We start from the raw sequence: 24,830 nt of genomic DNA on the forward strand, positions 1-24,830 counted from the left end.
CGAAAACGGAGAAAACACCTGTGACGGGATCGAAGCAAGACGTCCGCAGGTCGATCGCGCCGGGGTCGGTCGTCGTGATCCGCGACGAAGAGTGGCTCGTCGTCGCGACCGAGGAAACCGCCGACCGCACCTTGGTGCACGTCCAGGGCCTCGGCGATCTGGTCCGCGACACCACCGCCTCGTTCTATGACTCCCTCGACACGATCATGCCGCTGGAGCCGGCGGAGGCCACGGTCGTGGCCGACGACAGCCCGCGCTACCGCACCGCGCGGCTGTGGCTGGAATCGACGATCCGCAAGACGGCCGTACCGCTCGGCACCCGGGCGTTGTCGGTTGCCACCCGTGGCCTGGCCGACGCGCTCAGCTACCAGCAGTCGGCGGTGCGCAAGGCGCTGGCTCCGGAGAACCTGAGACCCAGGATCCTGCTCGCCGACGCGGTCGGCCTCGGCAAGACCCTCGAAATCGGCATGATCTTGTCGGAGTTGGTCCGCCGGGGGCGCGGTGACCGGATCCTGGTGGTGACGCCCCGGCACGTCCTGGAGCAGATGCAGCACGAGCTGTGGACCCGTTTCGCGTTGCCGTTCGTCCGGCTGGACTCCGCCGGCATCCAGCGGGTGCGGCAGAAGCTGCCAGCGACCCGCAACCCGTTCACCTACTACAAGCGGGCGATCATCTCGATCGACACGCTCAAGTCCGATCGGTACGTCGCCAGCCTGCGCAAGCAGCGGTGGGACGCGGTGGTCATCGACGAGTCGCACAACCTGTCGAACACCGCGACGCTGAACAACCGGCTGGCGCGGCTGCTCGCCCGCAACGCGGAGGCCCTGATCCTCGCGTCGGCGACGCCGCACAACGGCCGGGCGGATTCCTTCGCCGAGCTGCTGCGGCTGCTGGACCCGTCGGCGGTGCCACCCGACGGCACCCTCGACCGCGAGGAAGTGCGGCGGCTGGTGGTGCGCAGACACCGGCACAGCCCGGAGGTCGCGCAGGTCGTCGGCGCGGACTGGGCGAAACGGCAGGAACCCAACAACGTGCTCGTGCCGGCCACGCCCGCCGAGGACGCCGTCGCCCGCGAGCTGGAGGAAGTCTGGCTGTGGCCAGGCAAGGGCGGCAGCCCGTACTCGGGGCAGAACGCGTCGCTGTTTCCGTGGACGCTGGCCAAAGCGTTCCTGTCGTCCCCGGCCGCGCTGCGGGAAACCATCGAGGGCCGGCTGGGCCGGCTCGGGCACGACGACCGGGCCGACGTCGAGCGTCAGGCGCTGCGGCGGCTCGCCGCGCTCAACGAGCAGACCCTGCGCCAACCGTCGGCGAAGTACACGCGCCTGGTCGCCCACCTGAAGGAGATCGGCGTCGGCCGGGGATCGCCGGCCCGCGCGGTGGTCTTCGCCGAACGGCTGGAGACGCTGCGCTGGCTGCATCGCAGCCTGCCGAAGGACCTCGGTCTGCCCGCCGACGCCGTCGAGATCATGCACGGCGGCCTCGCCGACGACGAGCAGCAGCGCATCGTCGAGGCATTCAAGCAAGAGAAGACGGCGGTACGGGTGCTCGTCACCGGCGACGTCGCCTCCGAAGGTGTCAACCTGCACGCGCAGTGCCACGAGCTGGTCCACTACGACATCCCGTGGAGCCTGATCCGCATCGAGCAGCGCAACGGCCGGATCGACCGGTACGGGCAGAAGCACCCACCCCGGGTCACCGCGCTGCTGCTGGACCCGTCGAGCGAACGCTTCGCCGGCGACGTACGGATCCTCGCGAAGCTGGTGGAGAAGGAAGACCAGGCGCACACCGCGCTCGGTGACGCCGCCTCGCTGATGGGCTGCTACGACGTCAAGGGGGAGGAGGACGAGATCCGGGCGGTGCTCGCCGGGAAGAAGACCCTCGACGACGTCGTACGCCCGGTCGAGAAGGTCGCCACCGGCAACGACCTGGCCGCGATGTTCAGCCAGCTCTTCGACGCCCCCGCCGCCCCGGGCCCGCAGTCGACGGGCCCTGTGGCCGACGTCGCCGATCTCGACTCCGGCCTCTACCCCGACGACGTGTCCTACCTGGAGGACGCGCTGCAGGAGGCGTTCATCGAGCCGGCGGCCCCGCCGAAGAACGGGGGCGTCGGCTGGCGCCGCGACGCCGCGTTCGGCACCGTCGAGCTGACCCCACCACCGGACCTCGCGCAGCGCCTCGACGTGCTGCCACAGTCGTACCTCGCCGACCGGAAGGTCACCGAACGACTCGTGTTGGCCACCACCACGGCCCGAGGAAAGGACCGGCTCGCGGCGGCGTTGCGCGACGACAGCGACTCGACCTGGCCGGACGCGCACTTCCTCAGCCCACTGCATCCGGTGCTGGACTGGGCGTCGGACCGGGCGTTGGCGGCGCTCGGCCGCAACGAGGTCTTCGCCGTCCGAGGCGCCGTCGACGCGCCCACGGTGCTGCTGCTCGGCACGCTCACCAACCGGCGTGGGCAGATCGTCTCGGCGGCCTGGCTGACCGCCGAGTTCCCGTCGCCGGACGAGCCGTCGTTCTCGCTGGTCTCCCCGCACGAGTCCGCCCGCGACGCGCTGCACGCCCTCGGCTGGGGCACGGCCCGCAACAACCCCGGTCCGGTCGCCGACGTCGAAACTCTGCAGCGACTCGTCGCCCCGGCGGTGCACGAAGCCGAACGGCACCTGCGCACCGTGTTCGAGGCGTCGAAGAAGGACGTCGCCCAACGGGTCGAACAGTGGTCTCAGCGGCTGGACCGCTGGGACGTGGAAGCAGACGCACTCATCCAACGCAGCGACATCAAGCAGCGCCGGGCCAGCGTCGAACAGGAACGCGACATGGTGCAGGCGATGGCGCCCGATCGACAGCTCGTACGACCGCTGCTGATGGTCGTCCCCGACATGGAAGGTGGCAAGCGGTGAGCGGCTCGGACGCGATCCTCGTCGGCGAAGGATGGATCTCGGAGCACTACTTCACCACCGAGGCCAAGGGCGAATCGTTCCGCGCCGAGGTCAAGAAGCGCCGCGACGCCTGGGACGCTGAAGCCAAGGAAGGCCGACCGACCCCGAGGTCTCGCTTCACCGAGGCCCGGCAGACCCTGGAAACCGAGCTGGCGACCCTGGCCGAGCTGCTCGACCCGGCCGCCAGCGCCGACCTGCGAGACGGCCGTACGGCTGACGACGTCGCTATCACCGTCCGCGAGCGACTGATCGACGTGTTGGAGCTGACCGGCCACGGCCTGGTCCTGCACCGCGACGGGCCGCTGCTGCGGGTCTCCTCACCCGGCATCACCGACCGGGCGCCGCTGGTCGTCGTCTCGGCCCGCCCGGTGGCCGCCGTCGAGGAGCTGCTGGCCCGTGACGCGGCCACGCTGCCCGAACCGGTGAGCCTCACCGAGGACACCGAGGAGCTGAAGTCCGCCGCCCGGTTGGTGTCCGCGTTGTTCGTCGCCGACGACGCCCCCGACCTGGTCCTGGTGCTCGCCGGCCGATGGGCGCTGCTCGCCGAGCGGGAACGCTGGGCCGAAGGCCGCTACCTCGCCGTCGACGTGCAGCTGGTCTGCGAACGCAACGACACGAAGAAGGGCGGGGAGATCGACCGGGCGTTGACCTGCCTCTCCGCACAGTCGATCGCCCCGGACGCCGACGGCAAGCTGTGGTGGCACGACATCCTCGCCGCCTCGGTCAAGCACACCGTCGGCGTCTCCAAGGACCTGCGCGACGGTGTCCGGCTCTCGATCGAGATCATCGCCAACGAGGTCGTCGACCGTCGCCGCGCCAAGGGGCTCCCACCGCTGCCGGCCAGCGAAGCCCAGCCGCTGGCCAAGCAGTCGCTGCGGTTCCTCTACCGCATCCTGTTCCTGCTGTACGCCGAGGCGTCCCCCGAGTTGGGCGTGCTGCCGGTCGGTGCCGGCGAATACGACCAGGGCTACAGCCTGGACCGACTGCGGGACCTGGTCCAGGTGGAGTTGGCCACCCCACGCGCCCGCAGCGGCACCCACCTCTACGAATCGCTCGGTGTGCTGTTCCGCCTGGTCGACAAGGGGCACCAGCCGGACGCAGTCGCTGCCCTGGAGGCCGACGCCGCCGATGACGACGCTCCGTTGGCCGCCGAAGGACTGACCTTCAACGCGCTGCGCGCCGATCTGTTCCGCCCAGAGGCCACCGTCCACATCGACGCCGTCGGCCTGGGCAACGTCGCCCTGCAGCAGGTCCTCACCCACCTGCTGCTCAGCAAGGAGTCACGCGGCAAGGACCGAGGTTTCATCTCGTACGCCGAACTGGGCATCAACCAGCTCGGCGCGGTCTACGAGGGGCTGATGTCATACACCGGCTTCTTCGCCGAAACCGACCTGTACGAGGTCGCCAAGAACGGCGACTCGTCCAAGGGCTCCTGGGTGGTGCCCACCGACCGGGTGGACGGCATCTCCGCCGCCGACTTCGTCAAGGCAACCGACCCGCAGACCGGCGAGCGGAAGCCGGTGCTGCACCCGGAAGGCTCGTTCGTCTTCCGGCTCGCCGGCCGTGAACGCCAGCAATCCGCGTCGTACTACACCCCCGAGGTGCTGACCCGCTTCACCGTCGGCCAGGCCCTGGAGGAGCTGCTCGACCAGGACGGCCGCACCACCAAGGCCGCCGAAATCCTGGAGATGACCGTCTGCGAGCCGGCGCTCGGCTCCGGTGCGTTCGCCATCGAAGCCGTCCGGCAGCTCGCCGACCAGTACCTCAAGCGTCGCCAAGCCGAGCTGGGCATCCGGATCGACCCCGACGAGTACCCGCGTCGGTTGCAGGAAGTCAAGGCGTACCTGGCGCTGCACAACGTCTACGGCGTAGACCTCAACGCCACCGCCGTCGAGCTGGCCGAGATCTCGCTCTGGCTGGACACCATGGTCGAAGGCCTGGCCGCACCGTGGTTCGGCCTGCACCTGCGACGTGGCAATTCCCTCGTCGGCGCCCGCCGGGCCGTGTACCGGCGCAACCAGGTCAGTGACAAGTCGTGGCTCGGCGCGGTGCCGACCGACGTGCCACTGACCTCCCTGGTCGAAGACATGGACGCCGGACGTGTTGCCAGCGGCGGCATCCACCACTTCCTGCTGCCAGCTGACGGCTGGGGAGCCGCTGCCGACGCCAAGGAAGCCGCTGCACTCGCCCCCGTGGCCGCGAAGCGGCTGAAGTCGTGGCGCAGCAGCGTCAAGTCGAAGCCCAGCCAGCAGCAGGTCAACACGCTGGTCGAGCTGGCGCACCGGGTCGAGGTGCTCTGGCAGATCGCCTACCGTCGGCTGAGCATCGCCGAACGGGAGATTCGGCGGGCGATCCCGGTCTGGGAAGCGGGCGACCTGCCGGCGGGTGGCGGCGTGCAGCGGGAGCAGATCGAGGCCGCACTCGCCGACCCCGACGGCGCCTACCAGCGGTTGCGTCGGGTGATGGACGCCTGGACCGCGCTGTGGTTCTGGCCGCTGACCGACGAGATCACCACGGTTGACGGGGCACGGGTCGCGCCACCCACCATGACGGAATGGATTGCCGGGTTGCGTGATTTGCTCGGGCGCAGCCCTGAGCTGCGCAAGACTTCCATGCCACGCGAGACGCTCGCCGCCAGCGCAAGCTGGGACGAGCTGAACGAGGGCGAGAAGATCGACCTCGGCTTCGCGAACGCCCTTCCCATGGTCGACGTGCTGCGGAAGCACCCGTGGCTGGTGGTGTGCGAGCGGGTCGCCGACCAGCAAGGCTTCTTCCACTGGAACCTCGACTTCGCCACCGTCTTCGCGCGCGGCGGCTTCGACCTTCAAGTCGGTAACCCACCCTGGGTCCGACCTATTGTCGACATTCCTGCCCTACTGGCCGAGGGCGATCCGTGGTGGCAACTTGCCGTCAAGCCGAAGCAAGCTCAATTAGTGGCCCGACGAGAAACCACCCTCAGCTTGCCGGGAATCCAGAACTTGGTGGTTGACGGGGTATCGGATATTTCCTGTATCGCCGAGTTTGTTGGATCTCTCGAGCAATATCCTCAACTGCGAGGACTTCAGCCGGATCTCTATCGTTGTTTCATTGAGCAAATGTGGCGGAATTCATCTTCCCATGGTGCCGTGGGTCTGATTCACTATGAGAGTCATTTCACTGACGAAAGGGCTGGCGCCTTCCGATCTGAGGTGTACTTGCGACTTAGGCGTCATTGGCATTTTGTGAACGAGTTGCAGCTCTTTGAAATTCTGCATAATAACCATTATGGGCTGTCGGTTTTTGGGTCGCGTCGAGATGAAGTCGGTTTCTATCAGGCTGCATGGCTTTACCATCCGGATACTGTTCTGCGCTCATTTGACCATGATGGATCGGGTCCGGAGCCTGGGCTTAAAGACCTTGGAGGTAAATGGGATCTGCGTCCGCAGCGCGACCGGATTACCTACGTCACAGATGAAACGCTGGCAACCTGGCATGCGATCCTTGAGCTGCCGGAGGTGCCGATTCGACAAACTCGAATGGTGTATGTGGTCAATCGTTCGACTGCGTCGGCTCTAGACAAGCTGTCCCGAGCGAGGAGAATTGGTAGTCTTGGTCCGGCATATTCTGCGGGGTGGCATGAGAAGAATGGGAGAAGCGGGGGGTTTTTCGAATCGGAGTGGGGTGAGCCAAAGAAATGGGATGATGTTATCCTGCAAGGGCCACATATTTTTGTCTCCACTCCGTTCTACAAGGTGCCGAACCGTACGATGCTTCATCACCAGGACTGGTCTGCCGTGGACTTCGAGGGGCTCCATTCTTCGGCGGTTCCTGTCACATCCTATAAGCCGAGAGGTGACCTGCTCCGGTACGACCAAAACTACACGCGTTGGGGCGAGGCTACCTCGCGTTCTGCGCGTGAGTTCTACCGTGTCGCATGGCGAAAGATGGCGTCGAATACAGGTGAGCGGACACTGATTCCCGCAATCATCCCACCTGGTGCGGCTCATGTCGATAGCGTTCTGTCATTCGCATTTCTCGACGACGGATTTCGGTCGCTAGTGTCGGTTGCTGGGTTTGCTTCTTCGTTGGTCTCGGATGTGATTGTTCGAGCGGCACCTAAGGCTAATATCCGTTTTTCTACGGTCGCTCGATTGCCAATGTTTGCAGATCATCTTTTGTACGATGAGCTTGCCTTGCGCGTGCTTAGGCTTAATTGTTTAACGGACGCCTACGCTGAACTATGGATTAATTGCTACGTTGATGGATTTCGTGAAGCGAGATGGGCCGGTGGCTTCGTGCGCAACCGGCATGAACCTCTCGGTGACGTCAATGCTGATTGGAGTCCTGGGGTCCCGCTGCGTGTCGCTACTGATCGGAGACAGGCGCTCATTGAGATCGATGCCTTAGCTGCGTTCATGCTTGGGCTGACCGCCGACGAGCTGTGCACGATCTACCGGACACAGTTTTCCGTCCTCTATGGTCACGATCGCAACGTCTACTACTACGACGCCAACGGGCGACTCGTTCCGAACTCGGTGTTGAGCGTGTGGCGGAAGAAGGGTGACCGGATCACCGAGGAGGAGCGGACCGCGATCAACCAGGCGGGCAACACGTACACGTACGAGCTGCCGTTCGTGACCCTGGACCGGGAGGCGGACATGCGGCAGGCGTACGCCCACTTCGAGCAGCTGATGCGGGAGCGCACGTGAGCGAGCTGCTCCCCACCCACCAGGCGGACCGGATCCGGCACAGCCTCGTCGACTACCTGACGACGACGTTCGGACTCACCGACGGCGACGCCCGCGACGGCCTGGACCGCTTTTTGTCCGACCCGGACACCGGCATGTTCAAAGGCCCCTACGTGCGGCTGCGACTGCCGTACCGGCCCGCCGACGCCGGCTGGCGGGACACCCTGGAGTGGTACGAAGGCTTCCCACCGCCGTACGGCCATCAGGCCGCCGCGTTCGCCCGGCTCGCCTCGGCTGCCGGCGGGCAGCCGCGCCGGCCGCTGCCGACCCTGGTCACCACCGGCACCGGCTCCGGCAAGACCGAGGCGTTCCTGGCGCCGATCCTGGACCACGTGCTGCGGGCTCGCCGCGACGGGGTCACCGGAATCAAGGCGTTGATCCTCTACCCGATGAACGCGCTCGCCAACGACCAAGCGGCCCGGTTGACGAAGCTGCTGGTCGAGCAGCCCGACCTGGCCGAGGTGACCGCCGCGCTCTACACCGGGCAGGCCGGGGAGACCCGGCCGGCGGTGAGCGCCGACGGGCTGATCACCGACCGGGGGATCATCCGGGACACCGCGCCGGACATCCTGCTGACCAACTACAAGATGCTCGACCAGCTGCTGCTGCGAGTCGAGGACCAGGAGCTGTGGCGGCAGTCGGCGACCAGCCTGCGGTACCTCGTACTCGACGAATTTCACACCTACGACGGCGCGCAAGGCACCGACGTGGCGATGCTGCTGCGCCGGCTCGGCCTGGCCCTCAAGAGCCACTGGCGCGACGACGACCCGGCCATCGACGACGCCGCGCGCAGCCGGCCGCTGGGGTTGGCGACCCCGGTGGCGACCTCGGCGACCCTCGGCGACAAGGGCGACCCGCTGGTGATGCTCGACTTCGCCCACACCGTGTTCGGGGAGCGCTTCGGCGCCGACTCGATCGTCACCGAGACCCGGCTCGACCTCGACGAGTGGTCCGACGGCGCGGCCGAGCAGATCGCCGCCGCCGACCTTCACCCGGTCGAGGTCGGCACGCTGGACGTGGCGGCCGCGCTCGACGCCGTCGCCGATCTCGGCCACGACCCGACCGGGGAACAGCTCGCCCGCCTCGTCCTCAGCCAGCTCTACGGCGTCGAACCGGAGCGGTTCGTCGGCGCTGACCCGCAACTGCTGCTCGCGCTCTGCCAGGCGCATCCGCTGGTGCACACTCTGGCCCGCGAGGCTGCACACGCCGTCGCCCTGGACGACCTCGCCGAACGGGTCTTCGGCGTCGGCCACCCGGCCCGCGCCCAGGCGCTGCTGACGCACGTGATCGCCATGCTCGGGCACGTCCGCGCGGTCGCCGGACGCGACGCGCTCGCCGTCGACGTGCATCTGTGGATCCGGGAGCTGACCCGCATCGACCGGGCCGCCGCGACCGCCGCCCGGTTCCGGTGGAGCGACGACGGCCCGCCGATCCCCGGCGGCGACGCCGAAGACACCAGGCCGTCCTTCCCGGCCATCTTCTGCCGGCACTGCGGCAGATCCGGCTGGGGGATCGGCCTCGCCCCGGTCGGCAACAGCCTGACCCCTGACGACGACCACATCCGTCGCGACCACGCCGTCAAGGAGGGCCGGTTCCGGCCACTGCTGTACGCGCCAGCCGAAGCCGCCGCCAGCATCGACAGCGGCGAGCAGATCGACGGACTGGTGTGGTTTTCGATCCGCAGCCGGGAACTGCTCACCAGCGTCGCCGACGACGACCGGGAGCTGCGCGACGGCTGGATCCTGCCGGTGCTGACCAACCTCGGCACCGACGCCGACCAGCAGAGCCGCAAGGACACCTGCCCGTCGTGCGGGCAGGAAGACGGCATCCGGTTCCTCGGCAGCGCGGTCGCCACGCTGCTGTCGGTGTCGCTGTCGACGCTGTTCGGCTCGCCGACCCTCGACGCTCGAGAGAAGAAGGCGCTGGTCTTCACCGACTCGGTGCAGGACGCCGCGCACCGGGCCGGGTTCGTCCAGGCCCGGTCGCACACGTTGACGCTGCGGTCCGTGTTGCGGCACGCCGTCGCCGACGGGGAGCTGACCCTCGACGCACTCGTCGAGGAAGTGATCCGGCAGGCCGGCGACGACCCGTTCGCGCGCTACCGGGTCCTCGCCCCGGACTGCGCCGACCGGGAGTCCTTCGTGGAGTTCTGGAAGGCCGGGAAGCTGCGTGCGGTGCCCGCGAAGGTGCAGGCGCGGGTGCGCAAACGGCTCGCGCTCGACGCCGCGTTGGAGTTCGGGCTGAACTCCCGCACCGGCCGGACCCTGGAGCTCACCGGCACGGTCGCCGTCGGAGTCAACGCCGGTGAACCGGCCCGGATGGCCGGGACGGCCCGTGCCGTGCTCGACGGCACGTCCTGGCAGGCCGCGCTCGGCTCGACCGGGCCCGACGACGCGACCCTGGTGCGGTGGGTCCGTGGCCTGCTGGACCGGATGCGCGCGCAAGGCGCCATCGACCACCCGTGGTTCGACCGCTACCGGGCCGAAGACGGCCGCGACTGGTCGATCTGGGGTGGGCGGCCGCGCAGCGACGGCATGCCGGCGTTCCCCCGGGACCGGCCCCGGCCCGCGTACCCGAAGGTCGGCGGCGGCGCCGGACCGGCCAACAGCGGACTGGACCCGGTGACCACGCCACAATCCTGGTACGCCCGGTGGACGTCCCGCGTGCTCGACGTCTCCCCGCTCGACGGCGGCCGGCTCGCCCGGCAGCTGCTCGACCGGCTCGCCCGCGACGGGATCCTCAGCACGACGACCAGCGAATCCGGTGCCACCGTCTTCGCGATCCCCCCGTCTGCGGTCGTCGTCGCGCCCGTCGACGAAGCCGACCTGGCCGCCGGCCGGCACCTGCTGGTCTGCGACACCTGCCGGGCCATCACCCCGGGCACCGTCGACGTCGTCACCCAGCTCACCGGCGCACCCTGCCTGCACGTGCGCTGCCGTGGGCACCTGCAGCCCGACCGGCTGAAAGACAACTTCTACCGACGGCTGTACGGATCCCCGGACATGCGCCGCGTCGTCTCCCGGGAACACACCAGTCTCCTCGACGACGAGACCCGCCTGGCGTACGAAGACGGATTCCGCGACGCCGCGACCAGTCCGCAGGCCCCGAACGTCCTCGTCGCCACCCCCACCCTGGAGATGGGTATCGACATCGGCGACCTGTCGGCGGTGCTCCTCGCGTCGCTGCCCCGGACCGTCGCCTCCTACCTGCAGCGGGTCGGCCGCGCCGGCCGGCTCACCGGCAACGCGCTCAACCTGGCCTTCGTCACCGGGCGCGGCGAGCACCTGCCGAAACTCGGCGACCCGCTGTCGGTCATCGACGGAGAGGTGCGGCCGCCGGCGACCTACCTGGCGGCGGAGGAGATCCTGCGCCGGCAGTACACGGCGTACCTGGCCGACGGCTTCGCCCGCGACGTCGGCCGCCGCCACCCGAGGTCCGCCGTCGGGGCGATCGCCTCGACCAATCCGGGCACCTTCCTCGGCGACCTGGTGTCGCACGCCGAGACCAGCGCCGCCGAGCAGTTGCCCCGATTCGTCGCCACCTTCGACCTGCCCGAAGACGTCGTCGAGCGGCTGCGTGACTGGCTGCGGCCGGTCAGCGGGCCACGGACCAGCGGCTTCGCCGCGCACGTGCAGGACGCCAGCCGCCGCTGGCGGGACAACGTCGAGACGCTGGAACGACGGCGGACGAAGATCGCCGAACTGCTGCCCGAGCTCGAAGCGAAGACCGCGTCGCCGGCCGCCACCGACGACGACAAGCAGGCGCTGCGGTCGGCGCGATCCGCTCTCAGACTGACCGGCGGTCAGCTGGCCGACCTGCGCGGCGGCTACTGGATCAGCGTCCTCGAAGAATACGGACTGCTGCCCAACTACACGCTGCTCGACGACACCGTCACCCTCGACGTCGGGCTGTCCTGGATGGATCCCGACACCCTCACGTACACCTACGGCCGGGCGCACTTCGCGCGCGGCTCCGCGCAAGCGCTGCGCGAGTTCGCCCCCGGCGCCACCTTCTACGCCCGCGGCTGGGAAATCGACATCGACGCCGTCGACCTCGGCATGGACGGCTCGGCGATCCGCAGATGGGCGTTCTGCCCCGCCTGCGGATACGCCGTCGACGTCGCGCTGACCGGTCGCGAAGTGCCGGTCCCGGCCTGCCCGCGCTGCGGCAGCACCGGCATCGGCGACACCGGGCAACGTCTCGACGTGGTCGAGCTGACCCGGGTCTCCGCCGAAGTACGCCGCGACGAAGCCGCGATCTCCGACCGCAAGGACGACCGAACCCGTACCGGATTTCTGATCGTCGCCGCCGCCGACGTCGACCCCGCCAACGTCGCCCGCCGCTGGTTCGTCGAAGGCACCGGACTCGGCTGCACCTACCTGCGTGTCGTCGACCTACGCTGGATCAACCTGGGGCTACGCGGACACGGCACGACCCGGACCATCGCCGGCGAAGACCGGCAGGGCAACCTGTTTCGCGTCTGCTCCGGCTGCGGCAAGAAAGACACCGAAACCGGCCGCAACCGGCCGCACGAGCACCGGCCGTGGTGCCCGCATCGGATGTCACCCACCGAGAAGGCCAGCACCATCGCGCTGTCCCGGACCCTGCGTACCCAAGGGTTGCTGCTCCGGCTGCCGCACGCGGTCAGCATCGGCGACGACTTCGCCGTGCCCAGCCTCTCCGCCGCGCTCCTGCTCGGGCTCCGGGAACAGATGGGCGGCCACCCCGACCACATCCGGGTCGAACACGTCGTCGACCCCACCCTGTCCGACGGCACCGACAACCACGACGCCATCCTGCTGCACGACGCGGTGCCCGCCGGCACCGGCTACCTCGCCGAGACCGCCACCCCCGAGCGGCTACGCGAACTGCTCGTCCTCGCCTGGGAACGGGTCCGTGACTGCGAATGCCGCCACGAGGACCGACTCGCCTGCCACCGGTGCCTCCTGCCGTTCATCGACCCCAACATCGTGCGGCGAGTGTCCCGGGCATCGGCCGAGCGGCACCTGCGTGCCCTGCTCGGGCTCACACCTGACGCCGACACCGCAGAAGGGACGACCTGGACCGTGACCGAGGTGGCACCGCACGAGGAGCCCGAGTCGCATCTGGAACGCGCCTTCCACCGGGTCTTCGTCGGCCGACTGCGGCGAGCCGGCGCCGCCGTCTCCGAAGCGCCCGGGCCGACCGGCAACGTCGTACGGTTCACCCTGCCCGGCATGCACCGGCAGTGGACCCTCACCCCGCAGGCCAACGTTCTCGATTCCCGGCCCGACTTCCTGCTGGAAACCAACGACATGAACGTGCCCGCGGTCGCGATCTTCACCGACGGGCGGGCGTACCACGCCACCGCTGCCGCGAACCGGCTCGCCGACGACGCCGCGAAACGGGCCAACCTACGCGACGCCGGATTCGTGGTGCTCGCAGTCACCGTCGCCGACGTCGAACCCGGCGACCAGGGCCCCGCCCCGCCCTGGTGGTACAACGCCGCGATGGCCGGCAGCCTGATGACCATCCCGCAGCTGCAGGCGCCACCCGAGGTGTACCGCAGCCTCGGCCGAGGACCCGTCGACTGGCTCGTCGACTGGGTGTCGAACCCCCAACCGGCTGCGGTACGGGCCGTTGCCCGTGCCGTACCGATGTTCCTGTCGGCCGGGGCGCACACGATGTCCGTCGCCGACCCGTTCACCCCAGCAGAGCTGGCCCGCGCAGCCCTGCTCGACGAGCACCTGCCGACCGGCGAGCGAAAGCTCTACCTGAACCGTCGAGGAGCCCTCGCGGTCGTCGTCGAGATCCTCGCCGAAACGGTCGTCGAAGTCGCCGTGGTCCTCGACGACCGCGACGAAGCACTCGACGACGCCCACGCCGAAGCGTGGCGAGCATGGCTGCGGCTGTCCAACGCGCTGGCGCTGCGGGACTGGCCGACCGTCGTGACCACCACGAGCCTCGTCCACACCGCTGCCGGCGACCCCGCCGACGAGCAGACCGGATCCGGTCTCGGCCGCCCCGTCGGCGCCTGGGCCGACGTCTACGACGCCGCCGCACCCGGCGAGGAACGGCGACTCGTCGCCGCGCTCGCCGCACACGACGGAATCGCCCCGCCGGTGGTCGGTGCGGAAGGCCCCGACGGCATTCCGCTCGACCTTTCCTGGCCCACTCTGCGAGTGGCCGTCGCCTTCGCCCACATGTCGGCACAGGATCGCGCCGACCTCGCCGAAGCAGGCTGGCGACTCGTCGAGCCCACTCCCGAACTCGTCGCCGAAACCGTCACCCACGTCCTCGACCCCGCCGGAGAACGCTGATGCCGACGATCATCATGGGCAAGCCCGCCAACAAAATCGACGGCTCCGTGCGCGGCAAGGCCATGGCCTTCCTGCAGAAGCTGTGCACCGACGACGCCACGCCTGGCCTGCACGTGGAACCGATCCAGAAGTCCGCCGACCCGCGAGTACGCACCGGCCGGGTCGACGAATTCTGGCGGGCCGTCATGTTCCGCCTCGACGGAGACGGCGAAACGCACTACGTCATCCACGGGATCTGGCCGCACGACGACGCGATCGCCGTGGCCCAGCGCGTACGACTCAAGGTCAACCCGATCAACGGCCTGCCGCAGATCGAGGAGATCGACCCGACGCCGCCCCCGCCCCCACCGCCGCCGGTGCGGCCCGTCGCCGAACCACTGCTGCTGCGGCTCGGTCACCATCAGGCGGACCTGATCGACGTTCTCGGTCTGCCCGCCGACGTCGTCGCCGACGCGATGGCCGTCTCCGACGAGGACGCCATGCTCGAACTGGCGCAACGGCACGACGGCTGGGTCGGCACCATCCTCGTCGACCTCGCCGCCGGCGACACCGTCGATGCAATCGTCGCCCGGATGCAACTGGAGAAGACCGACCCTGCCGCCGACGCCGACGCCGACGTGCTGCAGTCGCTCAAGCGCCCGGCAGCCGCCCTCCAGTACGCCTTCATCGGCGACCAGGAAGAGCTGCGCCGCGTCATCGAAGACGGCGACTTCGGCGCCTGGCGGATCTTCCTGCACCCTGAGCAGCGCCGGTACGTCGAACGCCGCTACAACGGCCCGTACCGGGTCTCCGGTGGCGCCGGCACCGGCAAGACCGTCGTCCTGGTCCACCGCGCCCGCGCGCTGGCCCGCCGTGATCCGCAGGCGCGGATCGTGCTGACCACCTTCACCACCAACCTGGCCGAAGCCCTCGGCGACAACCTCACCCGACTCGACCCCCAGGTGCCGCAGACGAAGGCGCTCGGCCAGCCCGGCGTGTACGTGGCCGGAGTGGACGCGTTGGCCGCCGCCGTGCTGCGCGGTCCCGGCGGCGGGCTCGCCGCCGCCATGCGTGACGTGCTCGGCGAAGAACGGGCCACCCCGGTCGCCAGGACCGCAGGCACGCGTTGGCGGGAAACCATCGAATCGACCGGGACGACGCTGCCACCCGAGCTGGCCAACGAGACCTTCCTCGCCACCGAGTACGCCCACGTCGTACTGCCAAACAAGATCCACGACGAGGCCGGCTACCTGCGGGTCCGCCGCCCCGGCCGAGGCGTGGCACTCGACCGCGCCAAGCGCGCGGCGGTGTGGGAGTTGATCGCTGCCTACCGCGCGCAGAGCCGGATCGACGGCAGCCTCGACTTCGCTGAAGCCGCAGCGGTCGCCGCCGCGCACCTGACCAGCCAGCCCGACCGACCCGCCGACCACGTGCTGGTCGACGAGGGCCAGGACCTGTCGCCGACCCATTGGCAGCTGCTGCGTGCCCTCGTCGTCGCCGGACCCGACGACATGTTCATCGCCGAAGACTCCCACCAGCGCATCTACGGCGCCCGCACCGTCCTGTCCCGGTACGGCGTCGCCGTTGTCGGCCGATCCCACCGGCTGACCCTCAACTACCGCACCACCGCACAGAATCTGAAGTACGCGTTGGCGATCCTCGACGGCGCCGAGTTCGTCGACCTCGACGGCGACCGTGAAGCCACCGGCTACCGCTCCGCCCGAACCGGACCGACGCCGGTGGTGGAATCGGTCGACTCCATCACCGACGAACTGGCCGCGATCGTCGGCACCGTGCGCCGCTGGCTCGACGAGGGTGCCGCCCCCGACACGATCGCAGTCCTCGTCCAGGACCGATTCCACCGGGACCGCGTCGTGACCGCCCTCACCGATGAGGGCATCGACGCCCGCGCCGTCGACCGTGACCGGCCGCCGGCAGGCCGAGTGCCGGTGCTGACCATGCACCGAGCCAAGGGCACCGAATTCTCCAAGGTCGTACTCGCGCTCGGCAAACCGTCGCCGGCCGAACTCGCCAGGATGGAATCGCTGGACCCCGCAGACCGGGCCGACGCGGAACTGCGAGCCCGATCGCTGCGCTATGTCGCGGCGACCCGGGCACGTGACGAGCTGATGGTGGTCCGACGACCGGGGTCAGGTCAGTAGCGGTGCGTGTGGGGGCGGCACGATGGCGTCGATGCGCTGCTCCAGCTTGTGGGGGGTGGCGAAGAACTCCACGTCGCTCACCGACTCCAACTCGCGGACGATTGCCGGTGACCAGTCGTCCTGTGTCCCGTCAAGAGCTGCGATGCGCTGCTGCTTCGGCACCTCGGACAGGCTTGAGGTGTACCAAGGATCTTGGACATGTCCTCCGAGTTGAGAGGATGGATCCATGTCCGAGCAACGTCGTCGATACAGTCCGCAGTTCAAGGCCGAGGCTGTGCAGATGGTCGTCGAGACCGGTAGACCGATCGCCGCGGTGGCCCGTGATCTGGAGGTCCACGAAGCCACCCTGGGCAACTGGGTCAACACCTGGCGCCGTGAACACGCCACGCCCGTACCGCCGCACACCGACCGGACCGAGGACACCCGTGTGAAGGAGATGGAAGACGAGATCCGCCGCCTGCGGATGGAGAACGAGTTCCTGAAAAAAGCCGCGGCCTTCTTCGCCCGGACGCACCCGTAGCCCTGCGGTGCGCGGTGATCGACGCGGAGAAGGCCACCTACCCGATCGCCTGGATGTGCCGCCTGCTGGGCGTGCCCCGCTCCACCTACTACGCCTGGCGGGAACGCGCCGAGACGGTCACCGCCGCCCGACGTCGGACCCTCGCCGACCACGTGCGGCGGGTCTTCGACGCCTCCCGGGGCACCTACGGCTGCCGGCGGGTGACCGCCGCGCTCAACCGCAAGGGTGTCGCGTGCAGCGTCGGGCTCGTCGCCGACCTGATGCGCGAGCTCGGCCTGCGGGCCTGTCAACCCAGGGCGTACAAGCGGACCACGGTGCCCGGCCGGGACCCGGTCACCGCGAAGGATCTGATCGACAGGGACTTCACCGCCGACACCCCGGGCACCCGCCTGGTCGGCGACATCACCTACCTGAGGACGGGTGAGGGCTGGCTGTACCTGGCCACCGTCATCGACCTGGCCACCCGGATGGTCGTGGGCTGGCAGACCGCCGAGCACATGCGCACGAGCCTGGTGGTCGACGCCCTGGCCATGGCCATCCGACACGGCCACGTCCGCCCGGATGCGGTGTTCCATTCCGACCGGGGCGCGCAGTACACCTCGGCCAGGTTCGCCCGCCACTGCGCCGACAACCAGGTGCGGGTGAGCGTGGGACGTACCGGTGTCTGCTGGGACAACGCCGCCGCCGAATCGTTCTTCGCCACCATGAAGAACGAGATGTACCACCGGGAACGCTTCGACACCCGTGCCCGCGCCCGGTTCGCCGTCGCCGAGTACATCGAGGTGTTCTACAACAGACAACGGCTGCACTCCAGCCTTGACTACCGCACCCCGGCCGAAGCCCTCACCGGCTACCAGGCCCTGATAGCCGCCTGACCAGCAAACCTACGAAGACCTGTCCAAGATCCTTGACACAGCCCAGCTGAAGATGTGGTAGCAGTGCTCGGCGGCCTGCTCCTGGTCGCGTCCGCTGACCGCCTGCACGTACGCGGCCTTGTTAGCGGACGACACCTGCAGGGTGACCTGTCGCTCGCGACCCGAGCTCAGTCGCATCGGCGCCTCGCGCCGTACCCGTCGACCATCCTTGGTTGCCCACTCCTTGACCCGGTCGACGACTTGATCGGGGAACCGAACCAATGGTTGCTTCACCGCCAGCCACCGCAACTGGTCGACCCGCATCGACGCCTGGGCTACGGCCAGCACCAGCTCGCCCAGCGACTCCTTGGAGCCGTAGGTGGCCAACTCGCCGGGCACGGCGTTGAAGCCGTTCAGACCGGACAGGCGCGCGGCCTCGGCGATCGCTTCCGCCGGACGCCCATGATCGAAGTTGACGCCGGACATCGACAGCAAGGTCGTCGCGGTGGCGCGGTCGGAAACGCGGTAGCCCTCGCCGATCGGCTCGACGAGCAGGCGTACCGCGTCGCCGTCGCCGTAGGTGAGGGGCAGGTCGAGGAGCAGGCTGTCGCCGTACGGCTGGGTGACGCTGTGGTCGTTGACCGCGCGCAAGATCGCGCCTACGACGGTTTCGCTGTTCATCGCCACCCCTATCACGGCTCCAACTCAACCATCCAGTTCAACGAGGCACCTAACGCTTTGTCCTAATGCTGACGTTGCCCGATGTGGCTGCGGCTATGGACAATGATGTCGATTCGAGTCAGGGAGGCCATGGATGGCAGTCGACGGAGCGCCTACGGATGAGCCCGCCCCCCGTCCGCTTGCTGACGCTCTCGCTGCACCTCTGCTGAGCGCCTACCGTGCCGGCGGGTTTGGGTTGGCGTTTCTGCTGCTAGGCGCGTTGATCCTGACTGGTGCCGGAATTGCTGGTCGCGGGCTGGTCACCTACGTGCTGCTCAGCGTGGGCATCGTGCTTGTTCTCGTCCCCTGCTATTTCTTCTACGTCAAGGAGATCCGGCCCATCGATCGAGCCCGCCGGGCGGTGGTCAGCAACGAGGAGTTGATCAATGAGCTGCAGGAGGCGGCAGTCTCAGCCGCGCAGCTGGGATTGATGTTGCAGTCCGTGGTGTACAAGCACTCTCACGACGTCAACGTGGTGCTCAAGACGACCCGGTCGCAGCTGCGGCGTATTCCATTTGGCCTGGCCAAGCAGATTGCCGACCAGCCCGCCTTGATCAACGCCGACGCGCTGGCCACAAGCGTGGTGACGTTCTCGGAGCGGGCCGAGGAGGTGCTCCGTGAACTCAACGCAGCGATCGTTGAGTCCGACGCAGCCCGGCTGCGCAAGTACATCGACGAGGCAGACAAGCTCAAGGCGTCGATCCGTGGGCTCCTAGCCGCGCGCGATGAGCTGGCCGTCGAGGCCGGTACGGCCACTCCGCCGTCAGCCTGACGGAACGTCGTACGTCACTGGCGTGCGAGCATCAAACGGACTCCCAGTGGCCGAGGCAGCAGGCGGGTTGTCTTCTGCCGATCGAGCGATCTACCTGCCCCGCTAAAAGTTTGCTGGTCAACCACCACCAGCGCGGAGGCTCCATGGGACCGGTCCGTACCGCTGTTGTGGTTGACTGGGTGGTACGTACGTGTGGGGGAGCGGGGCCGGAGGAGGTGGCGGCGCGGTGGTGCAGTTGCCGGCGGTGCTCGGTGAGCCGATCCGGTTCGTGCTGAACTGGGGTCGCCGCTACTCGCTCTGGGTGTTCAACTTCGGCCTGGCCTGCTGCGCGATCGAGTTCATCGCCACCAGCATGGGCCGGCACGACTTCATCCGCCTCGGCGTCATCCCGTTCGCCCACGGGCCGCGCCAGGCCGACCTGATGGTCGTCTCCGGCACCGTCACCGACAAGATGGCGCCGGCGATCAAGCGGCTCTACGACCAGATGCCCGAACCCAAGTACGTCATCTCGTTCGGTGCCTGCTCCAACTGCGGCGGCCCCTACTGGGACTCGTACTCGGTGACCAAGGGCGTCGACCAGCTGATCCCCGTCGACGTGTACGTGCCCGGCTGCCCGCCCCGGCCCGAAGCGCTGCTCCACGGCATCCTGCGGCTGCAGGAGAAGATCGCCGCCGAGCGCTCCGGCATCGGCGGCGTGCACCGGCCCGACCCGCTCGCCTCCCCGGTCGACCTGGCCGCCGACCCGGCCACCGGCCCAGACAACCCTGGACCCGGCACGCAGCCTGCCCGGCCCCGCAGCGTCGACGCCCTCGGTGCGCCGATGGTCCGGCGGCCGAGCTGAGCCGCCCCGCCCAGCGTCTCAATCACCTGCCGGGGAGTAGGTCCTGCCGGCTCCAATCGTAATATTGGCCCCGCCCTCGCCTGGCAGCACCAACGGCGACTCTTTGCGCCCGCCTTCAATTAGTGGCGAGACCGCGATGATGCGCACCTCGCCGGTCGCATCGTTTCTCGGCAGCAGAGTCTTTCCGGCGGCGTCCGACCTTCCCGTCGCCAGGACCTGACCACCTGGGTCCACCATCGACACTTCCGCGTCCGGCACCCCGAGCGCGAAGCAGCCACCGTCGCCGTCAGCGCAGACGCTGACCCGCAGCTGCACCTCGACGCTGGCGGCCTCGTCGACCCCGCAGCCGACTGTGCCCGCAACAACGAGCATGACCCCGACGAGGGCACTGAGCCTTGCCCACGATCCTGCCACCACAGCCTCCGTTGTAGACGATGACCGAGCTCGCCGGCATCCTACCGGCAGAACCATCCTTCCGAGTTCTTCCAGATCTGACAGATATCAATCAACCGTCTCGGCAACGAATGGCTTCTTGAATGGCGCGACATGCCCCGCGCCGGATTCGATGGAGACATGGAAACCTGGATCGGATCGCCACCGACGTCGGTGCGTCGTCGTCACGCACCGTCCCGCTGGGCTGACCCGGCCGAGAGTCGACCCCGCTGAACGGCCGAGCTGTCTCGGCGTACAGCTGATTCTGACCCGGCGCTCAGCGGAGCTGTTGCCCACGCGCGGTAGCGTGCCCGGACGTGAGTGAGACGCAGCGCGCGACGCAGATCGTCGACATCCTGACCGCCGAGTTCGGTGAACTGATGGCCATCGACCCGGCCGCCTTCCAGCGCAAGTTCCGCAAGATGGCCGCCAGCCCGTTCGCGTTCTACCGGGGCACCGCCTGCCTGTTCTACGCCGACCAGACCGACCCCGGCGGGCCGTTCAACGACGACAGCTTCTGCGACAAGCGGACCAGCCGCGTCTGGATCCATGGTGACCTGCACGCCGAGAACTTCGGCACCTACATGAACGGCTCCGGCGAGCTGGTCTTCAACGTCAACGACTTCGACGAGGCGTATGTCGGGCCGTTCATCTGGGACCTGCGGCGCTTCGCCGCCAGCGTCGCCCTCATCGGCTACGCCAAGGCGCTCTCCGACGACGTCATCAGCACCCTCGTACGCACGTTCGCCACCGCCTACCTGGCGGAACTGCGCGCCATCGTCGCCGGCGGCGAGGAAGCGATCGGCTCGATCACCCTCGCCAACGCCACCGGCGTGCTGCGCCACGTGCTGCAGGAAGCCCGGCTCAACACCCGTGTCGGTCTGCTCGAGAACCTCACCACCATCAACGACTACGAGCGGCGGTTCATCCACCGCGACGGCGTGTACGCCATCGACGACGACACCCGGGCCGCGGTCACCGCCGCGTTCGCCGACTACCTGACCACGCTGCCGCAGCGGGCCGACGGCAGCCGCACCGACCCCGCCCACATCAAGGACATCGTGCTGCGCAAGGGCGTCGGCATCGGCTCCGCCGGGCTGCCGTCGTACAGCATCCTGCTCGAAGGCCACACCCAGGCGTTGGAGAACGACGTCATCGTCTACCTGAAGCAGGCCCAGGTGCCGGCCGTCGCCCGGCACATCGACGACGACGGCGTCCGCTCCTACTTTCGCCACCAGGGCCACCGGACCGCCGAATCGCAGCGGGCGTTGCAGGCCCACGCCGACCCGTGGCTCGGCTACACCGAACTCGGCGGCGTCGGGCAGCTGGTCGCCGAGGTGTCGCCGTACGCCGCCGACCTGGACTGGGCCGACGTCAACGAACTGGCCGACCTGACCGGCGTCGTCGCCGACCTGGCCCACTCGGTCGCGAGGATGCACTCGGTCGCCGACGACGAGTCCAGCCACGACCTGGTCGACTTCTCCACCGAGGAGGCGATCGTCGCGGCGGTCGACGCCGACGAGGCCGGCTTCGTCGAGGGCCTGGTCGACTTCGCCCACCGGTACGGTGCCCGCGCCCGCACCGACCACCGGATCTTCGTCGACCTGTTCCGCAACGGCCAGCTGCCCTGGGTCTGACCGTTAGCCGAGGACGGAGCGGATCAGGGCGACGACGCCGGCCCTGATCCGCTCCGGCGGCTCGTCGCGCAGTTGGTGCAGCAGGTCGCTGCGGACGGCGGCGAGCAGGGCGTGCGCCAGGAAGTCGGCGTGTTCCGAGCCGCGCACGCCAGTGATGATGGCGGCCAGGTGGCGGTGCAGTTCGTCGTACGCCGGGTTGAGGTACGGGCTGCCCCGGCCGGCGCTTTCCAGCGCGAGCGCCAGTGCCCGGTTGGTGTGTTTGTAGTCGAGGATCGCGTCGAAGATCGCGATGACCTGGGCCGTCGGGTCCCGGTCTGCTCCCTGTCCAGGATCGTGCAGGGTGGCCTGCAGGGCGGTGCCGCGCTGGGCGGCGAGGGCCTGCAGCAGGCCGGTGCGGTCGCCGAAGCCACGGAACAGGGTGCCCTTGCCGACGCCGGCCGCCTGGGCGATGGCGTCCATGGTGACCTCGTCCGGGTCGTCGGCGGCGTCGAGCAGCCGGCCGGCTGCGGCCAGCACGGTTTCCCGGTTGCGGGCGGCGTCGGCCCGTTCCTTGCGTGCTGCCGCCGGCACGGTTGACCGTCCTCTCGCCCCGCCTCGCTTATCCGGACCGACGGTCCGTATAGTTGATCCGGACCGCTGGTCCGAATCCTAGAGGAGGCACCATGACCGAAGCACCCATCCCCATCGGCAGCCCCGCCGTCCAACTGCTGCACCGCTGCCTCGACCACCTGCTCGCCAAGGACATGCCCGGCTTCCTCGCACACTGGCACGACGATGCGGTCGCCGAGTTCCCGTTCCCTCCACCCGGCCCCGCCGCCGTGATCCCGGCGGGCACCGATGTCTGACGCTGATCAGCGGACCGTCCTGGTCACCGGGGCGACCGGCAACATCGGCCGGCACATCGTCGCCACCCTCGCCGCAGCCGGCCACCCGGTGCGGGCCGCCAGCCGGCACCGCCCCACCGACCCGGCCGCCGCCACCAGCCACGTCCCCTTCGACTGGCACGACCCGGCCACCCACCAGCCTGCCGTCGACGGCGTCCACGCCGTCTACCTGATGCCGCCGCCGGCCAGCGCCGACCCAGTCGGCCAGGTCGGCGCGTTCCTCGACCTGGCCCAGGACGCCGGCGTACGCCGGATCGTGCTGCTCAGCTCATCGGCGGTCCGCACCGGCGACCCCGGCCCCGGCCAACTGCACGCCACCATCGCCGACCGGCTCCCGCAGTGGACGGTGCTGCGCCCGTCCTGGTTCATGCATAACTTCGTCGGCGCGCACCCGCACGCGCACAGCATCCTGCGCGACGGCGAGATCGTCACCGCCACCGGCGACGGCCGGGTCGGCTTCATCGACGCCGCCGACATCGCCGCCGTCGCCGTACGGGCCCTGACCGACCCGACCCCGCACAACGCCGAGCACCTGCTCACCGGCCCGCAGACGCACAGCTACGCCGACGTCGCCGCGATGATCAGCGAGGTCAGCGGCCGGCCGGTCCGCCACCGTACGGTCGACGCCGACACGATGCGCCACCGGCTCGCCGACCTCGGCATCCCGCACGGCTTCGCCGCCCTGCTGGCCGGTATGGACGCTGCCATCGCCGCCGGCTCCGAGGACCGGACCACCAGTACGGTCGCCGACGTCACCGGCCGGGCACCGACCAGCCTGCGCGACTTCTGCACCGCCCACGCCGCCCACTGGCGGCCGATCTGAGCTGTCGGCCCGCGGTGCGGATCGCCGTTTTCTACACCACATACCTTATGGTCGACGCTTAACGTGTGTGGTGTAGGAAACGGCGAGAGTGGATCACCCCAGCAAGACCAGCCCGGCGCTGCGGGCGCTGCTGTCAGAACTCGATGACGGTCTTGATGCCGCCCTGCTCGGCGTACGCCTGGGCGTAGTCGTCCAGGCCGTACCGGTGGGTGATCATGCCCATCAGCCAGTCGTGGTCGGCGCGGGCCAGCGCATCCGCCGCCTGCCGCCAGTGCCGCCGGTTGGCGTTGACCGTGCCGAAAATGACGTTGTTCTTCAACACCAGGCAGCGGTTCAGCTCGTTGAGATCCAACTCGACGTGGTGGGCACTCGCGTTGATCCCGGTCAGGCAGCCGACGCCGTTCGGGGCCAGCTTGCCGAATACGTCGTGCACCACCGGCGGCGCACCCGTGCACTCGATGATCACGTCCGGGTCGAAGTCCAGCTCCGCCACCGGCACCGTGTGGTACGTCGCACCCAGCCGCCGGGCCAGCTCCGGCTTCGGCCCGGACGTGCCGCGCGCCAACACGTGCGTCTCCAGGCCACGTTGCACACTCAGCAGCGCCGCCAGCAGGCCGATCGGGCCGGCCCCGGTGACCAGCACCCGCTGCGGCGCCCAGAACCCCCGCGCACCGATCCGGTCGACGTGGTCCCACGCCTTCGCCACCACACTCGTCGGCTCCAGCAGCACCCCCGCCAGCCCCAGCTCCGGGCGCAACGCCACCACGTACTCGGCGGGAGCCCGCCAGCGTTGCCGGCCGAACCCGTCGACGCCCTTGATCCCACACTCGGTGTACCGGCCGTTGCTGCACAGATCCCACTCGCCGGCCGCGCAGTACGGGCACGGCACCGGATCGCGGTGCCGGACGATCCCGGCGACCAGGTCACCCGGCTGCATCGTGCCGGTCGGGTCCTCGATCACCCGCCCCAGCGACTCGTGGCCGATCACCAGATCGTCCCGCCCGTCCGGCGGCTCGCCGTAGTCACCGGCAAGGATTTCCGAATCCGTACCGCAGATGCCGACCGCGACCGCCTCGACCAGCACCTCGCCCTCGTCGCGCGACGGCTCCGGCGCGTCGTCGACGAGCCGCAGCGAATCGGCCTTGCCCGGGGTGACAGTCAATGCGCGCATACGCGGAGAGTTCCCCGCCCGGCGGAAGCTACACCGCGAAAGACGAGCCCGAAATCTCGGTGGAGCGTGT

At 69.1% G+C, this 24,830-nt stretch carries 15 protein-coding genes; 10 read left to right on the forward strand and 5 right to left on the reverse strand.

The genetic code is table 11. The features are described 5' to 3' along the window. The first annotated feature begins 20 nt into the window (after positions 1-20). From O7608_RS07535 to O7608_RS07550, 4 genes are read left to right on the forward strand one after another with little or no spacing between them, the layout of a single operon-like run. On the forward strand, positions 21-2,900 hold the full coding sequence (locus O7608_RS07535) for a helicase-related protein (RefSeq protein WP_289209281.1): 2,880 nt from the start codon (positions 21-23) through the stop codon (positions 2,898-2,900). After that, a complete protein-coding gene (locus tag O7608_RS07540; protein WP_289209282.1) occupies positions 2,897-7,627 on the forward strand; it encodes a class I SAM-dependent DNA methyltransferase in 4,731 nt (1,576 codons plus the stop codon). The genes O7608_RS07535 and O7608_RS07540 overlap by 4 nt, the downstream gene beginning before the upstream one ends. Further along, positions 7,624-13,965: a DEAD/DEAH box helicase gene (locus O7608_RS07545; protein ID WP_289209283.1), complete on the forward strand. Its 6,342-nt coding sequence runs from the start codon at positions 7,624-7,626 to the stop codon at positions 13,963-13,965. Before O7608_RS07540 ends, O7608_RS07545 begins: the two co-directional genes overlap by 4 nt. Then, a complete protein-coding gene (locus O7608_RS07550) occupies positions 13,965-16,106 on the forward strand; it encodes a UvrD-helicase domain-containing protein (RefSeq protein ID WP_289209284.1) in 2,142 nt (713 codons plus the stop codon). The genes O7608_RS07545 and O7608_RS07550 overlap by 1 nt, the downstream gene beginning before the upstream one ends. Here O7608_RS07550 and O7608_RS07555 read toward each other — a convergent pair. Further along, positions 16,095-16,268: a hypothetical protein gene (locus tag O7608_RS07555; protein ID WP_289209285.1), complete on the reverse strand. Its 174-nt coding sequence runs from the start codon at positions 16,266-16,268 to the stop codon at positions 16,095-16,097. The genes O7608_RS07550 and O7608_RS07555 overlap by 12 nt on opposite strands. Positions 16,269-16,332: 64 nt before the next feature. On the opposite strand from O7608_RS07555, the gene O7608_RS07560 reads away from it, so the two are divergent. Beyond that, positions 16,333-17,501 (forward strand): IS3 family transposase gene (locus O7608_RS07560; protein WP_421357131.1). Its coding sequence is split into 2 segments (ribosomal slippage): positions 16,333-16,588 and positions 16,588-17,501, totalling 1,170 coding nucleotides; the frame shifts between segments, so codons are not numbered across the junction. A 9-nt stretch (positions 17,502-17,510) separates the two neighbouring features. Here O7608_RS07560 and O7608_RS07565 read toward each other — a convergent pair. Further along, positions 17,511-18,167: a hypothetical protein gene (locus tag O7608_RS07565; RefSeq protein ID WP_289209287.1), complete on the reverse strand. Its 657-nt coding sequence runs from the start codon at positions 18,165-18,167 to the stop codon at positions 17,511-17,513. Between the two features lie 127 nt (positions 18,168-18,294). On the opposite strand from O7608_RS07565, the gene O7608_RS07570 reads away from it, so the two are divergent. Then, positions 18,295-18,972, forward strand: coding sequence for a hypothetical protein (locus O7608_RS07570; RefSeq protein WP_289209288.1), 678 nt, complete (start codon positions 18,295-18,297; stop codon positions 18,970-18,972). Positions 18,973-19,201: 229 nt separating this feature from the next. Then, positions 19,202-19,813 (forward strand): NADH-quinone oxidoreductase subunit B, encoded by a 612-nt coding sequence (locus O7608_RS07575; protein WP_289210818.1) that lies wholly within the window; start codon positions 19,202-19,204, stop codon positions 19,811-19,813. Between the two features lie 18 nt (positions 19,814-19,831). Here the strand turns inward: O7608_RS07575 and O7608_RS07580 are convergent, their stop codons facing one another. Then, entirely contained in the window at positions 19,832-20,227 is a 396-nt protein-coding gene (locus O7608_RS07580; protein WP_289209289.1) for a hypothetical protein, read from the reverse strand. A 398-nt stretch (positions 20,228-20,625) separates the two neighbouring features. Here O7608_RS07580 and O7608_RS07585 point away from each other — a divergent pair, with 398 nt between their 5' ends. Beyond that, a complete protein-coding gene (locus O7608_RS07585; RefSeq protein ID WP_421361448.1) occupies positions 20,626-21,882 on the forward strand; it encodes a DUF2252 domain-containing protein in 1,257 nt (418 codons plus the stop codon). A gap of 3 nt (positions 21,883-21,885) precedes the next feature. Here the strand turns inward: O7608_RS07585 and O7608_RS07590 are convergent, their stop codons facing one another. Beyond that, a complete protein-coding gene (locus O7608_RS07590) occupies positions 21,886-22,452 on the reverse strand; it encodes a TetR/AcrR family transcriptional regulator (protein WP_289209291.1) in 567 nt (188 codons plus the stop codon). Positions 22,453-22,544: 92 nt separating this feature from the next. Here O7608_RS07590 and O7608_RS07595 point away from each other — a divergent pair, with 92 nt between their 5' ends. Continuing rightward, positions 22,545-22,727 carry a nuclear transport factor 2-like protein gene (locus O7608_RS07595; RefSeq protein ID WP_289209292.1) on the forward strand — a complete coding sequence of 61 codons (183 nt, stop codon included), beginning with the start codon at positions 22,545-22,547 and terminating at the stop codon, positions 22,725-22,727. After that, a complete protein-coding gene (locus tag O7608_RS07600) occupies positions 22,720-23,589 on the forward strand; it encodes an NmrA family NAD(P)-binding protein (protein ID WP_289209293.1) in 870 nt (289 codons plus the stop codon). The genes O7608_RS07595 and O7608_RS07600 overlap by 8 nt, the downstream gene beginning before the upstream one ends. A gap of 133 nt (positions 23,590-23,722) precedes the next feature. Here O7608_RS07600 and O7608_RS07605 read toward each other — a convergent pair whose 3' ends face one another. After that, on the reverse strand, positions 23,723-24,760 hold the full coding sequence (locus O7608_RS07605; RefSeq protein WP_289209294.1) for a glucose 1-dehydrogenase: 1,038 nt from the start codon (positions 24,758-24,760) through the stop codon (positions 23,723-23,725). Positions 24,761-24,830: the final 70 nt, after the last annotated feature.

Source organism: Solwaraspora sp. WMMA2056 (assembly GCF_030345095.1).
Lineage (GTDB): Bacteria > Actinomycetota > Actinomycetes > Mycobacteriales > Micromonosporaceae > Micromonospora_E.

Coding starts and splice junctions, on each gene's coding strand:
- O7608_RS07605 (WP_289209294.1), bottom strand. CDS start 24,760: ATGCGCGCATTGACTGTCACCCCGGGCAAGGCCGATTCGCTGCGGCTC.
- O7608_RS07600 (WP_289209293.1), top strand. CDS start 22,720: ATGTCTGACGCTGATCAGCGGACCGTCCTGGTCACCGGGGCGACCGGC.
- O7608_RS07585 (WP_421361448.1), top strand. CDS start 20,626: ATGGCCATCGACCCGGCCGCCTTCCAGCGCAAGTTCCGCAAGATGGCC.
- O7608_RS07595 (WP_289209292.1), top strand. CDS start 22,545: ATGACCGAAGCACCCATCCCCATCGGCAGCCCCGCCGTCCAACTGCTG.
- O7608_RS07570 (WP_289209288.1), top strand. CDS start 18,295: ATGGCAGTCGACGGAGCGCCTACGGATGAGCCCGCCCCCCGTCCGCTT.
- O7608_RS07550 (WP_289209284.1), top strand. CDS start 13,965: ATGCCGACGATCATCATGGGCAAGCCCGCCAACAAAATCGACGGCTCC.